General features: G+C 61.5%; 15 protein-coding genes. 4 read left to right on the forward strand and 11 right to left on the reverse strand.

What is annotated here, in order from left to right:
- Nucleotides 1-2: 2 nt before the first annotated feature.
- The 4 genes from KI610_RS08340 to KI610_RS08355 are packed head-to-tail and all read right to left on the reverse strand — an operon-like array spanning nt 3 to nt 4,280.
- The gene (locus tag KI610_RS08340) at nt 3-1,340 is read right to left on the reverse strand and encodes a fused MFS/spermidine synthase (protein WP_226498177.1); all 1,338 of its coding nucleotides are present in this window, start codon (nt 1,338-1,340) and stop codon (nt 3-5) included.
- Nucleotides 1,341-1,369: 29 nt separating this feature from the next.
- Complete coding sequence (locus KI610_RS08345) at nt 1,370-2,659, reverse strand: hemolysin family protein (RefSeq protein WP_226498178.1); 1,290 nt, start codon at nt 2,657-2,659, stop codon at nt 1,370-1,372.
- A gap of 45 nt (nt 2,660-2,704) precedes the next feature.
- The gene (gene rarD, locus KI610_RS08350; protein WP_226498179.1) at nt 2,705-3,589 is read right to left on the reverse strand and encodes an EamA family transporter RarD; all 885 of its coding nucleotides are present in this window, start codon (nt 3,587-3,589) and stop codon (nt 2,705-2,707) included.
- Nucleotides 3,590-3,593: 4 nt separating this feature from the next.
- Complete coding sequence (locus KI610_RS08355; protein ID WP_226498180.1) at nt 3,594-4,280, reverse strand: DUF599 domain-containing protein; 687 nt, start codon at nt 4,278-4,280, stop codon at nt 3,594-3,596.
- A gap of 158 nt (nt 4,281-4,438) precedes the next feature.
- On the opposite strand from KI610_RS08355, the gene KI610_RS08360 reads away from it, so the two are divergent.
- Both KI610_RS08360 and KI610_RS08365 read left to right on the forward strand, forming a co-directional pair.
- Nucleotides 4,439-5,572, forward strand: coding sequence for a GGDEF domain-containing protein (locus KI610_RS08360; RefSeq protein ID WP_226498181.1), 1,134 nt, complete (start codon nt 4,439-4,441; stop codon nt 5,570-5,572).
- Nucleotides 5,573-5,634: 62 nt separating this feature from the next.
- On the forward strand, nt 5,635-5,949 hold the full coding sequence (locus tag KI610_RS08365; RefSeq protein WP_226498182.1) for a hypothetical protein: 315 nt from the start codon (nt 5,635-5,637) through the stop codon (nt 5,947-5,949).
- Nucleotides 5,950-6,071: 122 nt separating this feature from the next.
- Here KI610_RS08365 and KI610_RS08370 read toward each other — a convergent pair whose 3' ends face one another.
- The 3 genes from KI610_RS08370 to KI610_RS08380 form a co-directional block, all read right to left on the reverse strand.
- Nucleotides 6,072-6,455: a tautomerase family protein gene (locus tag KI610_RS08370; protein WP_226498183.1), complete on the reverse strand. Its 384-nt coding sequence runs from the start codon at nt 6,453-6,455 to the stop codon at nt 6,072-6,074.
- Nucleotides 6,456-6,527: 72 nt separating this feature from the next.
- Nucleotides 6,528-7,544: an NADP-dependent oxidoreductase gene (locus KI610_RS08375; RefSeq protein ID WP_226498184.1), complete on the reverse strand. Its 1,017-nt coding sequence runs from the start codon at nt 7,542-7,544 to the stop codon at nt 6,528-6,530.
- Between the two features lie 29 nt (nt 7,545-7,573).
- Nucleotides 7,574-8,413, reverse strand: coding sequence for an alpha/beta fold hydrolase (locus KI610_RS08380; protein WP_226498185.1), 840 nt, complete (start codon nt 8,411-8,413; stop codon nt 7,574-7,576).
- A 59-nt stretch (nt 8,414-8,472) separates the two neighbouring features.
- On the opposite strand from KI610_RS08380, the gene KI610_RS08385 reads away from it, so the two are divergent.
- Nucleotides 8,473-8,961 (forward strand): winged helix-turn-helix transcriptional regulator, encoded by a 489-nt coding sequence (locus KI610_RS08385; RefSeq protein ID WP_226498186.1) that lies wholly within the window; start codon nt 8,473-8,475, stop codon nt 8,959-8,961.
- Between the two features lie 148 nt (nt 8,962-9,109).
- Here KI610_RS08385 and KI610_RS08390 read toward each other — a convergent pair whose 3' ends face one another.
- Together KI610_RS08390 and KI610_RS08395 are read right to left on the reverse strand one after the other, a co-directional pair.
- Nucleotides 9,110-9,682 carry a DUF1415 domain-containing protein gene (locus KI610_RS08390; RefSeq protein WP_226498187.1) on the reverse strand — a complete coding sequence of 191 codons (573 nt, stop codon included), beginning with the start codon at nt 9,680-9,682 and terminating at the stop codon, nt 9,110-9,112.
- 114 nt (nt 9,683-9,796) lie between these two features.
- Complete coding sequence (locus KI610_RS08395; RefSeq protein WP_226498188.1) at nt 9,797-10,351, reverse strand: DUF4124 domain-containing protein; 555 nt, start codon at nt 10,349-10,351, stop codon at nt 9,797-9,799.
- A 230-nt stretch (nt 10,352-10,581) separates the two neighbouring features.
- Here KI610_RS08395 and KI610_RS08400 point away from each other — a divergent pair, with 230 nt between their 5' ends.
- On the forward strand, nt 10,582-12,567 hold the full coding sequence (locus tag KI610_RS08400; protein ID WP_226498189.1) for a TonB-dependent receptor plug domain-containing protein: 1,986 nt from the start codon (nt 10,582-10,584) through the stop codon (nt 12,565-12,567).
- Between the two features lie 49 nt (nt 12,568-12,616).
- On the opposite strand, the gene KI610_RS08405 is transcribed toward KI610_RS08400, so the two are convergent.
- Together KI610_RS08405 and KI610_RS08410 are read right to left on the reverse strand one after the other, a co-directional pair.
- Nucleotides 12,617-13,498: an HDOD domain-containing protein gene (locus tag KI610_RS08405; RefSeq protein WP_226498190.1), complete on the reverse strand. Its 882-nt coding sequence runs from the start codon at nt 13,496-13,498 to the stop codon at nt 12,617-12,619.
- A 20-nt stretch (nt 13,499-13,518) separates the two neighbouring features.
- Nucleotides 13,519-14,337, reverse strand: a complete 819-nt coding sequence (locus KI610_RS08410; RefSeq protein ID WP_226498191.1) for a response regulator — start codon at nt 14,335-14,337, stop codon at nt 13,519-13,521.
- Nucleotides 14,338-14,340: the final 3 nt, after the last annotated feature.

A 14,340-nucleotide genomic window follows, 5' to 3' on the forward strand; every position in this document is an offset into this window, starting at 1 on the left:
ATTTACCTTGCCCGGTCGAGGTCGGCCCGGTTTTTCTCGTCGACGTAAATGCCCGTTTCGCCCGGCCGGCTGCTGGCGAAGCAGCTGATTTCGACGTTGGCCAGCGCCTTGGCCTTGTGCAGCACGTCCACGGCGCAACGGCCGAAAACGCTGTCGATGGTGGCGAGCAGGTTGCGGGCGTAGGGCGTTTCCAGTTTGCCATCGAGAATCAGGTTGGCGAGCAGCACGCCGTCCGGCTTGAGCACGCGGCGCGTGCTGGCCCAGAATTCGCGGGTGACGAGGTGGCTGGGAATCGAGGTGTGTGAGCTGTAGACATCGACGACGACGGCATCGAAGCGGCGCTCACTGGTCGCCACGAAACGGCGGGCATCGTCGGCGATGAATTCGCCGCGGGCCGGTTCGCGCAGGAAATACTTTTCGGCGATGTCGCGGATCGCCGGGTCGATATCGACGTAGGTGTAGCGGTTGAGCGGTTCGTGGTGCGACAGCGTGAAGCCGCCGGCGCCGAGGACGAGGATGTCCTTGCCCGTGAAGCCGAGGTCGTCGAGCAGGATCTGGCGCAGGTGTTTGATGTAACGCGTGTAGTTGGGCGGGTATGAATTGTCGATGAGCGAGGCGGTGGACTTGTTGACCCAAAAGGCGCGCGGGTTATTTTGGCCCGGGAGATCGACGGCGCCGATGACATATTCGGCGTAGGCCGTGTCGGCCGTGACGTCGTGCTGCAGGTTGAAGCCGGCAGCCATTGCCACGGTCAACCCGGAAAAAAGCCAAGATTTGAAATCTTTCCCGGCCAGCAGCAGGGTGCCGATGAGCAGACCCAGCGCGCAGGCGAAGACGGCGGCCGAAACGCCGAGCCACTGCATGACGATGAGCGAAAGGCTGATCGAACCGAGGAAGGAACCGAGGGTGGACCAGTAGAGCGCCAGGCCGCTTGCCTCGCCGGTGCGTTCGGCTTTCATGAGGTTGGTCAGGATTGGCACGGTCTGGCCGAGCAGCCAGGCCAGCGGGCAAAGCACGCCGCCGATGAAGACGAGGTAGGCGACGAGCACCGGCTGCAGGTGGGCGAACATCCAGTCCACGCTGATACCGGCCAGCCCGATGCCGGCCAGCGCGGCGGCGATCAGGAAATTGCGGGCGACGATGTTGAGGTAGTTGCCGGCGACCCTGGCGCCCGAGGCGTAACCGAGCGCCAGCGCGAGCAGGAAGAAGCCGATGGTCGGCGCCGTGACGACGATGGAGCTGCCGATGTGCGGCACCAGCCGGCGCAGCGCGATGACTTCGGCGCCGAGCGAGCAGAAGCCTTCGATGAAGACGATGGCGTAGATCAGGAAACGGGACATCGCCCGATTATCGCCTGCGGCGGCAGGTTTTACGCGGTCGGCGGCAGGCGCGTGACGAGTAGCTGGTCGATCCGGTTACGGTCGACGTCGATGACCTCGAACTTGAGGCCGCCATGGACCACGCTGTCGGTGCGTTTGGGCAGCTTGCGCAGCATGTACATCATGAAGCCGGCGACGGTTTCGTACTGGCTGTCGTCGGGGAAGGGCGGCAGGTCGAGTTCGGTCTCGACATCGCCAATCGGCGTCAGGCCGTCGATCAGCCACGAATCGGCGTCGCGACGGACGATCTGGGCTTCGTCGCTGTCGATCAGCGGGTCGCCGACCAGCGTGCTGGTCAGGTCGTTGAGGGTGATCAGGCCGACGATTAGCGCGTACTCGTTGATGATCAGGGCAAAATCCTCGCGGCCGGCGCGGAAATGACCGAGGATTTCCGACAGCGTCAGGGTGTCGGGCAGGATCAGGGCGGGATTGAGCAGCGGCGTGTCGAGCCCCAGCGGCTGGCCGGCGATGATGCGGCTGAGCAGGTCCTTGGCGTCGACGTAGCCGAGCGGCTGGTCGATTTCGCCGCGGCAGACCGGGTATTTCGAGTGCGGGCGGGTCGCCAGCTTGGCGCGCAGGCTGGCCTCCTCCTCGTCAACATCGAGCCAGACGATGGCGTCGCGCGTGGTCATCGACGATGGCGCCGTCCGCGTGTCGAGTTCGAGCACGTTCTCAATCATCTGCTGCTCCTGCTCGGCGACCACGCCGGCATCGGCCCCGGCCTGGGCGAGGGCGACGATGTCCTCGGTGGTGACGTCGTCCGGGCGCTTCTGGGGCAGGCCAAGGGCCGACAGGATGCGGCTGGCGATGCCGTTGAAGGCCCAGATCAGCGGCGACAGCAAACGGATGCACAGCGTCATCGGGCCGGCGATGCGCAACGCGATGCGCTCGGGGGCGACGATGGCAATGCGTTTCGGCACGAGGTCGGCGAAGAGGATGAAAACCGAGGTGACGAGCAGGAAGGAAAGCACCGTGGCCAGCGTATCGGCGGTTTCCGGGCTGGCGAAGTACGGGATGAGCAGGGTCGTGAAGTACGGCGCGTAGGCTCCTTCGCCGAGGATGCCGGCGAGGATGGCGACGGCGTTGAGGCCGATCTGGATGGTCGTGAAGAAATGGCCGGGTTGGGCCTGCAGGGCCAGGGCCAGCCTCGCCCGCGCCTCGCCGTCGTCGGCCAGTTGTTGGAGCTTGAGCTTGCGGGCGGCGGCCAGGGCGATTTCCGAGGTGGCGAAAAAGGCGCTGGCGGCGATCAGCAGCAGGATGATCAGGGTGCTCTCGAACATGCGGTGCCTCGGGTTATCCGGTCAGGGAATTATCCCCTTTGCCGTTCAGTTGCGGTGCAACTTCTGCCACATGCTGACGCTGAAGACAGCCAGCCCGAGCCAGATCAGCCCGAAACTGACCAGGCGCTCGATCTGCAATGGCTCGCCGAAAATCCAGATGGCGGTGACGAACTGCATGGTCGGGTTGATGTACATGAGCATGCCGACGGTGGCCAGGTCGAGGCGCTGGGTGGCGGCGGCGAAGGCCATGAGGGGCAGGGCGGTCATGATGCCGGAGCCGATCAGCAAGGCTGCGGTCCACCCCGAAAAAAGGCTGAAAACCATGTGCCCGTGTTGCGCCTGCCAGGCTGCGTAGATCAGGCAGATGGGCAGCATGGCCAGGGTTTCCAGCCACAAGCCCGAGATCGCATCGACCGGCACCTGTTTGCGCAACAGGCCGTAGCTGCCGAAGGTGCCGGCGAGAAACAGCGAAATCCACGGCACTGTGCCAAGGGCCAGCAGTTCGTTGCCGACGGCAACGCCGGCCAGTGCGATGGCTAGCCATTCCTTGCGATTGAGTTTTTCTTTCAGGACGAGCAGGCCAAGCAGCACGTTGACCATGGGTGTCAGGAAATAGCCGAGGCTGGCCGCGACGAGTTGATGCTGGTCGAGCGCCCAGAGGAAGCCGAGCCAGTTGCTGCCGAGGAGCAGCGCAGCGATGCTCAGGCGAACGAGGTGATGCGGCGTGCGGAACATGGCGATGACCTTGTCCCAGCGCCGGCGCAGCGTCAGCAACAGGGTAACGAAGACAAAAGCCCAGGCGGTGCGGTTGGACAGGATGTCCATCGGCGAGATTTCCGCCAGTTGCCGGAAGTAAATCGGAAAGCAGCCCCAGATGACGTAGGCGAGCAGGCCGAAGCCGATGCCGGCCAGTTGCGGTTTGGGTTGCACCAACTTAGTCGCGCAGCAGTTGCAGGGCCGGTGAGCGGTAGTCGCGGCGGAAGAGCACGACCAGCACGACGACGGCAAAGGCGCCGAGGATGGCCGGGTTGAGCAGCCAGCCGGAGGCGGCGAGGCCGAAGTAGTAGGCCCGGATGCCGCGGTTGAAGTCGTCGCCGGCCAGGTTGTTGGCCCCGGCCACGCGCCTGGCGTAGGTGTCGATGCCCGGTTCGCCGGTCTTGCCCAGGGGCGCGGCGCCGACGAGGATGGACAGCAGGTTGAACTGGCGCAGCGACCAGGTGAATTTGAAATAGGCGAAGACGAAGGAGGCGAGCAGCAGCATGAGCTTGATTTCGAGCAGCTCGCGGTTGCCGGCGCCGCCGAAGGGCAGTTCGGAGGTGAAGCTGAGCAGCTTGTCCGAGGCGCCGAGCGCCGCGACGAGGCCGGCGATGATGTAGATAGTCGTGTTGGCGTAAAAGGAAACGCTGGTCACCAGGTTGCCGATCAGCGTCGAGTCGGCCACCCGCAGGTCGCGCTCGAGCATGCGGTAGGCCCATTCCAGGCGGTAGCGCTGGGCCGTGCGGATCAGGCCGTTGGCGCCGCGCTGGCTGTGTTCTGAGTACCAGGCATAGCCGGCCCAACTGGCGAAAAAGATGGCCAGCGAGATCCAGTCGATCACTGAAAGGTGGGGCAGGGCATGCATCTGCGCATATTGCCATAGCCCATGGCGCTTGCGACATTGTGTAAACCCTTGTTGTCGGCGACAGGAACATTGATTTATGCTCAAAGTCATATTCGGGCCACATTGTCCGAAAACCGTTTCATTTTGCCGACGCGAAGCATTTTCAAGGCGGTCCATCAATGAACAGAATGCATCCGCTCACCCTGCGTTTCCATGATCCGGAAACCGAGCGTGCCTTCCTCCGGCAGCTATTGCCGCGCCTGCGTCTGCAAGGCCGGGCGGCGATTGTCGTTGGCGTTTTTGTGTACTTTGTCTATGGCGCGCTCGATCACCTTTTCGTGCCGCCCAATCAGCTCGGGCTGGTCTGGGTCATCCGCATGCTGGCCCTGGCAGTGCCGCTGGGGGTTCTCGTGCTGACCTTCACGCCGTGGTTCGAGAAAGCCAACCAGTTCCTGCTCGCCCAGGTCGGGCTGTCGGCTTCGCTCGGCCTGATCGCCATGCTCTGGCACTTGCCCGTCGACAGCAGCGCCTACTACTACCCGGGGCTCATGCTGGCCACGTTTTATACCTATAACCTGATCGGCGCCCGCTTTATCCAGGCGCTCGGCATCAACGTTTTTGTGCTGCTGCTCTACAACCTGCTGTTCGGTTTCGTGAGCGCCTATCCCGACCCGATGCTGCTCAGCCAGAATTTTTTCATGATCTCGGCCAACCTGATCGGCGGTGCCGCCGGCTATCTGGTCGAATACCAGCGGCGCCAGCTTTTTCTGCGCGAGGTGCAACTTGATCGGGAGCGTCGCCTGCATCTCCAGCGTTCGCTGCATGACCGGCTGACCGGCCTGCCCAATCGTGACCTGCTCGACGACCGGATGAATCAGGCGCTGGCGCTGGCCCGGCGGGATTCCGAGCGACACGCCGGGTTTTTTGTCGATCTCGACGGCTTCAAGAGTGTGAACGACACGCTCGGGCACGAAGTCGGCGACACGGTACTGCGGGAAATCGCCCGCCGCCTGGTTGCCGCGACGCGTGAAACGGACACCATTTCGCGCCTCGGTGGCGATGAATTCTTCCTGCTCGTGCAGGACATCGGCTCCTGCGACGCCGCCGCCCATCTTGCTGAAAAGCTCATCCGGATCATCGAGGAACCGGTCGCCGGTCTCCCCGATATGCCCCCGATCAGCGCCAGCATCGGCATTTGCCTGTTTCCCCAGATGGGGCTGGAAAGCACGCCCGAAGCCATCATCCGCTGCGCCGACCAGTCGATGTACCGGGCCAAGGCGGCCGGGAAACGGCGTTACCAGTTAGCCCAGTAAGCTGGCCGGCCGGGTTTGAATTCCTGTATCCTGCCAGCCATTCAAAATCGCGGGGAACAGACATGGGACAGGCCAAAAATCGGGGTTCACAGGCAGAACGCATCGCTCAGGCGCAAGCCAAACTTGAGTCGACGCGCCCGGAAAAGCTGGTCTGCAACGGCTGCGGCGGCGACGTGACGAGCATCAACCCGGTCAGCACGCGCGGCCTGCGCGGCATCGACGCGATCTGGGTCGGCCAGTGTGACTGCGGCCAGACCACCTTCGCCGCCTCCGGCGAGCCAAAAGCCGTCGAAGCCTTCTTCTTCGCCCTCAGCGAAAACACCGAACTGACGCTGGGCCGCCAGGACAAGGACGGCGCCGGGCACGAGACGGCCTGATCAGGATTTCATTTTTGGCCGTTTTTTACGTTTCACGTAGTAAACCGGGTTGACCGTGGCAGGTGCGCAATGTCGCGCCTGACGCCAACGAAAAAGAATTACTGCCGTCGGGTAGTCGAGCATCAGGTCGCGTACTGGGCAACCCCACTGCCGAAAGACCAGTTTTCCTTTTTGACCTCGACCAGATTGATGAAGACATCTTCCAGCCGAACACCCGCTTCCCGGTGGAGGCCGTCGGCAATTGTCTTATAGAGAAGTCTCTTCTGATCCGCCGAACGTCCCTCATTAAGGGTGATCTGGATAAACACCAACCCGTCGGTTCGTTTTATCCCGAGATACGTGGGGTCATAGACGAAGTGGTCGTCGTCGTGCTCCGCCAGAACCTGAAAGTTATCGTGATCGGGGACGTTAATCGCAGCCTTCATTGAGTCGTAGACCACCTTGCCCAGCTTTTTGGCGTAAGAAGGGTCCGGGTTCCTTTTGATGTCGATACGAACGAGGGGCATCTATCTCTCCTTTAAATGTGTGATCCGGTTAAATGCGTTTTCATGCTTGAGCGCCCATCAACAACGCCCAATTCATCGCATCTTGATGACGACTTTTCCCTTGGCATGCCCAAGGGAAAGGTACTCAAGTGCTTCCTTGGCTTGTGCGAAAGGGAACACCTTGTCGATCACCGGCCGGATGCGCTCCGTCTCGAGGAGTTTGCCGATTTCGCCGAGTTGGGCGCCATCGGGACGGGCAAAGAGAAACGAGTAAGCGACATCCCGCTTTTTCGCCAGGCGCATGATCTTGCGGCTCATCAAGCCGAAGACGAAGGTCAGGATGAGGTTGAGCCGTCGAGCGCGAGCGAATGCGGCATCCAGCGGACCGACCAGGGAAACGATAGTGCCGCCCGGCTTGAGGATGCCGAGTGATTTCTCGATCCCATCGCCCCTGACCGTGCCGAGCACCGCGTCGTAGTCGCGCAGCACTTTCTCGAATGCCTGTTTCTTGTAGTCGACCACCTCGTCAGCGCCGAGGCTAAACACCAGGTCGACGTTGCCCGTGCTGGTGGTCGTTCCCACCCTGGCGCCGAGGTACTTGGCCAGCTGGATCGCAAACGTGCCAATGCCGCCGGAGCCTGCCGGGATGAACACTTTCTGGCCGGCCCGAAGATTGGCCCGCTCCTTCAGCGCCTGCCAGGAGGTGAGCCCGACCATCGGGATCGATGCCGCCTGCACGAAATCCAGGTTGGCCGGTTTCAATGCGGCAAGGCGCTCCGGCACCACAGCAAACTCGGCGATGGCGCCGGTACCCAGATCGAAGATGTTGGCAAAGATGGCATCTCCCGGCTTGAAACGGGTCACGCCGCTGCCGACCTCGGTCACCACGCCGGCCAGATCACTGCCCAGGGTGGCCGGAAGCTGGAAATGCAGGACCGGTTTGAACATTCCCGTCACGATCATGTTGTCGATCGGGTTCACGCTCGCGGCGTGGACTTCTACGAGCATTTCGTCGGCCTTCAGCGTCGGGCGTGGCACGTCGGCGAAGCCGATATCGGGCGACTTGCCATAGCGTTTGAAGGTGAGTGCTTTCATGGTTTGAGTTTTCATTTTTGGTCTTTCATTTTTATCTGAGCGACTCAGTCGGCAAGGAAGTCCAGCACCGCCGGCACAAAGGCCCGGTAATGCTGAAAGACGCCGCCGTGTCCGGAATCTGGGTAAATCGTCAGCCGGGCATTCGGCAGACGGCGCGCCATGTCGGCCGAAAGACTGCTGGCCACCATGAGGTCGCGGTCGCCGTTGGCAACGAAAACGGGTTGCTTGATGACCGACAGATCGTCGGGCGCGCTCAGCCCCGCCGTTTTGATGGCCTGCAATTGGGCGCGTCGGGCCTGCAGGGAAATTGGCTTGTCACGGCCCTCGGTGCGCTCCTTGAGCCGTGCGAAGTAATCTTTCGCGGCGCGCTTGCCCTCCGGGGTACGGGGGAAGAACAGGAAATTCCTCGGGTCACTCCATGTGAGCGCGGCCTTGAGGTAAGCAACGGCGGCGACTCTGTTGATCTCGTCAATCCCGCCGCCACCTTTGGGCCCGGTTCCGGCAAGGATCATCCGACGCACGAGATCAGGCGCCTGCAAAGCCACCATTTGTGCGACGCCGCCGCCCAGGGAGAAGCCGAGAAGGTCGACCTGCTTGAATCCCAAGGCCCGAATGAAGGCGATGGCATCCCGCCCCATTTCCTCGATGGTGTCCGGCACCGATCCGCCCGAGGCACCGACCCCGCGATTGTCGAAGGCGATCACCCGACGCTGGGCGGCGATGCCATCGATAATTCGCGGGTCCCAGTCATCGAGCACGGCCATCAAGTGGTGCAGGAAGATGACCGGCACGCCGGAATCGGGACCAAGTTCCCGATAGACAAAAGGCACCCCGCCCACGGCTATCGTGCGGGTCGGTACATTTTTCCATGTCACATTGCTCATCAATCAATTCTCCATGCGGGGTGGCTTGCTGGTCGCCGAGGTGTTACTATCAAATTGAAATGGACGATACTACCAATTTGAAAGTAAGTCACTACCAGAACAGTATGAACGACGAAAATAATTGCAATGAGCCATGCCCGATAGCGCGCAGCCTGAGTTTCGCGGGGGACGCCTGGAGCCTGTTGATCCTGCGCGACGCCCATGCCGGCCTGACGCGCTTCGACCAATTTCGGAAAAGCCTGGGCATCGCCCCGACGATGCTGACCCGACGGCTGGCGACGCTGACTGAAGAGGGATTACTGGAGAAACGGCGCTACTCGGAGCACCCGCCGCGCGAGGAGTATCTGCTGACCGCGGCCGGTCGCGATTTTTTGCCGGTGCTCTTCATGATTGGCGCCTGGGGACGTCAATACCGGGGCGGTGGCAAATTGGTTCAGTTTTTTGACGCTGAAACGGGAACGGAAATTAAAGCGGTAGCCGTGGATGAAGTCACCGGGGCGAAGATCGGTACGCGTCCGATACGCATGGTCGCGCCAGATGTGAGCTGACAGGTGATTTGGTAAACCGGATGGCTGCTGACGCTCTTTGCGTAGAAAACTACGCCTCTGTCAGCAATCTGCGACTTTGCTTATGCTGCTACCGAGATCACCCGATGGCAGCAAAGACGGCAACAATATGCAAGAAACTGCCGTTTTCTCAACTCAGCCAGAGCTTCTTCCAGCCCTCATGGCCGAGGCGTTCCATCGTCTCGATGTTGCGCTCGAAAATCGCTTCGGCATCGGGGAAGGCTGCGACGGCGCGGTCGATGCTGCTTTCGCGGAGCAGGTGCAGGGTCGGGTAGGGGGAGCGGTTGGTGAAATTGGCGATGTCGTCCGGCTCGCTGCCGGCAAACTCGTATTGCGGGTGCAGGCTGGCGATCTGGAAAACGCCTTCGTAATCGAGGTTCCGGATCAGCGCATCGACTTCGCCGAGGAAGAAATGGAAGTCGAGAAAATCGGTCATCGCCAGCGGGTGGATGAGTAGCGTCGTGTCGAGTTTTGCCGGGTCGGTTTCGACCATCAGCGCCAGTTCATGCTCCAGTTCGGCCAGTAACTCGTCGGGCGTACTGGCCGCAGTCAGAGCGTAGCGGACCTGTTTTTTGACGAAGACGCTTTTGGCGAAGGGGCACAGGTTGAGGCCGATGACGGCGCGTTCCAGCCAGACTTTCGTGCTGGCAATGATTTCCTCGCCGGCTGCGGTGTCGGGGTAGGGTTGGAGAAGCTGGGTCATGGCGTACCTTGGGTGCGTTGAGGCGACGCTGACGCCGCTCGGGTATTTCAAAATTGGGCAAAATTTCCGGTTGACCGTGGGATTCGGGAAAAACCTGGCCGTGAATTTGTCCGGCTATTTTTTCAGGGGTTGGACCGAGATTTTCGGCCCGCTGGGCGGTTCGGCCTTGGGGGCCGGCGCCGGTTGCGGATGAACGTGGAGACGTTGCGGATAGACCGGCACGCCGACGGGGGCGTAAACCGGCTGCGGGCTGGTCAGATTGCGGCATTCCGCCTCCATCTGGGCGCGCTGGCTGGCTTCCAGAACCATCGACTCGACGTTGCGCAGGCATTCGTCGGTGTTGCCATATTGACGGGGGGCGCGACTGGCCGTGTTTTGCTGGCGCTGGCTGACAACCCGCGCCTCCCGGTCCGCCGCTTCTTCGGCGCGCTGCACGGCTTCGCGTTTCTCGACGTAAGTGCGCATGCGCTCGACATCCTGCTGGGCTGCCCGACGCGAGGCTTCGGAAACAGGTTCGTCCGGTCGCACGGTTACCGTGCCGCTACCTGTCGGGCAGGGAACGTTGGTTATCTCGGTCTTGCCATTGGCCAGGCGGCATTTGTAGATTTCCGCACTGGCCGGGGCTGTCAGCGAGATGAGGGCGGCGGTGGCGATGAATATTCTCAACATCGTGCAATTATTCACCAAAAATGCGTCTGGTGCGTGGCGGCGAGGGCTCTCCGCCGGTATTCTGCCTTGCTGATGCAATGCAGCTATTTATTTGTATTATTTGAATAAAATGACAAAAATGTTTTGCGTGGCGGCTGGTTTTTGCTTTTAATAAAATCGGCTAAAATGCCAGCCTGTACATGCGGCTTGCATGTGCAGGCGCTGGCAACAATACAAGGAAAATTGGCGGGATGAATTTGGGCAGGCTGAAACAGTTGAATGCTGCGCTTTGCCTGACCTTTTTCGCCGGGGCGGTGCTGGCCGAATCGGCCGTTGATCTGACTGAGCTGCCGTTGGAGCAACTGATGCTCCGCGAGGCCGCCCCGGTGGCGCAAATTGCCCAGCAAATCAGCGATTCCCCTTCCGCCGTCAGCATCGTTACCGCGGCCGATATTCGCGCCTACGGCTATCGCACGCTGGCTGACGTGATCAACAGCATGCGCGGTCTCTACACCACCTATGATCGTCGCTATCAATACATGGGCGGTCGCGGTTTCGGTGCTGCCGAGGACTACGCCGGGCGGATCATGCTGTTGATCGACGGCTACGCGACGCAGGACAGCCTGTTCAACCAGGCTTATATCGACGAATCAGGCCTGCTTGACCTCGAACTCGTCGAACGCGTCGAATACGTCCCGGGCACCGGTTCGGTCACCTACGGCAACAACGCCATGCTCGGCATCATTAACGTGGTGACCAAAAAGGGACGCGATTTCAATGCTGCCCAGTTGTCCGGCGAGGTCTCCAGCCATGGCGGGCAAAAGCAGCGGGCGACTTACGGCAAGCGTTTCGACAACGGCGCCGATCTCCTGCTGTCGGTCTCGGCGCTCGACATCAAGGGCCGCAACCTGTATTTCCCGGCCTACGATACGCCGGGCACAAACAACGGCATCGCCGACAACCTCGATAGCGAGACCAACAAGCGGGTTTTCGGCAAGTTTTCCTACCAGGGCCTGACCGTTGAAGGCGGCTATGTCGACCGCAAGAAGATGCTGCCGACCAACCCCAGCGAATCGACGACATTCAACACGCCATTTTCGGTGCGCGACGAAAACGCTTTCCTCAATCTCGCCTACCAAACGACGCTGGCTTCCACGCTGAGTTCGCAGTCCCGCTTCTATTCCGGCCACTACGCCTACGATACATGGCGGGAGTTTCCCGACTACCTCATCGACAACGAAAAGTACGGGCGGCGCGAATACCATGGCCAATGGTGGGGCATCGACCAGAAATTTGTCGGCAACTGGTTTATCGACCACACGATGGTCTTCGGCTTTGAATTCCGCAACGATTATCGCCAGCAGTTCCGGCGGACGTATTTGTCGCCCGAGAAAGCCGTCGTCGAGGTGTTCAGCGATTCACTGTCACGGCGCACGGGCAGTTTTTACCTGACCGACGAGTACTGGATCAACGAACACTGGTCGCTCAACGTCGGGGCGCGCTACGACGATGCCAGCGATCTGGCCGGCAACTGGAGCCCGCGTCTGGCCGTGATCTACAAGCCGACCGTGCAGACCACCCTGAAGGCTTCCTACAGCGAAGCCTTCCGCATGCCGCATGCCTACGAGCGTTTCTCCTACGACGGGAGCGCCGTGCCCGAATATGTAGCAGCCAGCGAACTGGCGCTGCAGCACGAATTCACCCGCAACATGCGCCTGACGGCTTCGTTGTACAACTACGACCGAAGCAGCCTGCTGATCTACAACGATGCGCTCGGCGACTATGTGCCCGAAGGCAACAGCCGCACCCAGGGGCTGGAGGTCGAGCTTGAGCGTATGTGGGAAAACGGCATTCGTTCGCGTGGCAGCCTGGCCTGGCAAAACGCGCGCGACGTTTACGGGGCCGAAGCGGTCAATTCGCCGCATGTGCTGGGCAAGTTCAATCTGAGCTTTCCCATGTTCGACAATAGACTGCGTACCGGGCTCGAAGCGCAATACCTCGGTTCGCGGCTGACGCTGGAACGGCGGCGCCTGGCCGGCGTCGGGCTGGCCAACCTGACCTTCTCGAGCGAGCGCAAGTGGCACGGCCTGTCGGCCTCATTCAGCATTCGCAACCTGTTCGACCGCGAGTACGAAGCCGTTTCGCCCTTCGACTGGCGTCCCGACAGTGGCCTGGCGCAGGACTCCCTGCGCATGGATGGCCGAACCTACTGGTTCCAGCTCAACGTCGATCTCTGATGTTTTTGCGCCGTCGTTTTTGGCGCGGCGCTATCTGGCGATAGTCGCGCTAAGAGGCCAGCGGGTCGCCTTCGGCCTCGGCCAGGCGGGCTGCCTCGACCTGTTCCTCGGGGGCGCCGATGCGTTCGAGCAGATTGCTGTGGCCGATGTGCAGCAGCGTTTCGATGGCTTGATAGTCGTCCGGCAGGGCGGGGTCGTTCCAGCCATTGGCCGAGTGGCGGGCCAGATCGACGGCGAGCTTGACGTTTCTGACATTCGCCGTTTCGGCATCGGCCGGGTTCAGAAGTGTACAGAGCAGGGGCGGCAACCCCCAGTGGGTGATCAGTTCGACGGCGATGTCGTCGAGCGAGGCGCCAAAAACCTCCTCCTGGATCTGACTGCTGCGCCTGCCCGGTTCGCTGGCCAGCCTTTCCTTGGCCCGGATGGCTAGGTTGGGGGCGAAGCACCACATGAGGATTTCGACCAGATCGTGGAGCAGCGCCGCCATGGTGATTTCATCGAAGCTGGCATTCTGGCGCAGCAAGGCCCAGTCGCGGGCCCATTGGGCAGCGACGCGGGACCGGGCGATGACCTTGAGCAGGCCGAGCATGGCCTTCGGGTAGCCCTTGAGCTGCTGCTCGAGGATGGGCGGATCCTGGATGCTGTTGTAGAAATTCTGCGTGCCGATCATCACCAGCGAACGCTCGATGGTCGTGATGTCCGCCGACTGGCGGCGTGAGCGGTTGGCCTGCATGTATTGAAAAAGGCGCAGGGTCATGAGCGGATCGTGCCCGATGACGGCAGCCAGTTTGCGGGTATTGATCGTGTTTGCCGTTTCGCGCAGCTCGTCAAGTTGGTGCACCGTATGGCGCAGGACCGGGACCTCGATGGTCTTGAAGTGATCGACCCAGGGGGCGGCGCCCGGGAAGGGAAAGTCGATCATCAAGGTCATGGTCGTAAACCTTTCTTGGCTCAGGTGTTGAACAGCTGTTTCAGGAAATTTTCGACATAGGCCGGGCGCACCGGCTTGACGACATAGCCGCGGGCGCCGAGACCGGCCGCCTGCTGGACGATGGCCCGCGAAGTGTCACCGGTGACCATGACGACGGCCGTTTTCGGGCTGGCTTCGACAATCCGGGGCAGCGCTTCGAGGCCGCCGAGAATGGGCATGTTGACGTCGAGAAAGAGCACGGTCGGCTGGTGGGCCTTGGCGGCGCGGATGGCTTCCTCGCCATTGGCCGCCTGGGCGACCACATTGAGGCCGAGTTCGCTGAGCAGGCCTTTGAGCAGCAGGCGGATCGAGCTGTTGTCGTCAACGATGACGACGGTCGGCTGCTGTTTGCCGGATGCTTTGGGGGCGCCAGCGGCCGTCGGCTGGGGCAGTGGCGCCTTTCTGGTTTCGGCCGGCACATTGGCTTCGGAAGCACGATTGCGCGTGTCACAGACGGCGCGCAATTCGTCGATTACCTGTTTCTGGCCGAACGGCTTGCGCAGGAAACCGGCGGCACCGGCATCGGCGGCCTTGGCTTCAAGCCCCGGGGCTTCCGAGGCGGTGATGAAGAGCACGTCGATTTCGGGAAACAGCGAATTGATTTCGCGCAGGATGTCGAGGCCATCCCGACCCGGCAACAGGTAGTCGAGACAGACAAGTTCCGGCGCCAGCTTGCGGATGGCATCGATGACGCCATTGCCCTCTTCCAGCGCACCCACCACCGTGTAACCCTGGCTGGACAGCAGGGCGGTCAGCAGGTCTCGCATCGAGGCATTGTCATCAACAATCAGAATGCGCATTCA

It is taken from the genome of Ferribacterium limneticum (genome assembly GCF_020510565.1).
Lineage (GTDB): Bacteria > Pseudomonadota > Gammaproteobacteria > Burkholderiales > Rhodocyclaceae > Azonexus > Azonexus limneticus_B.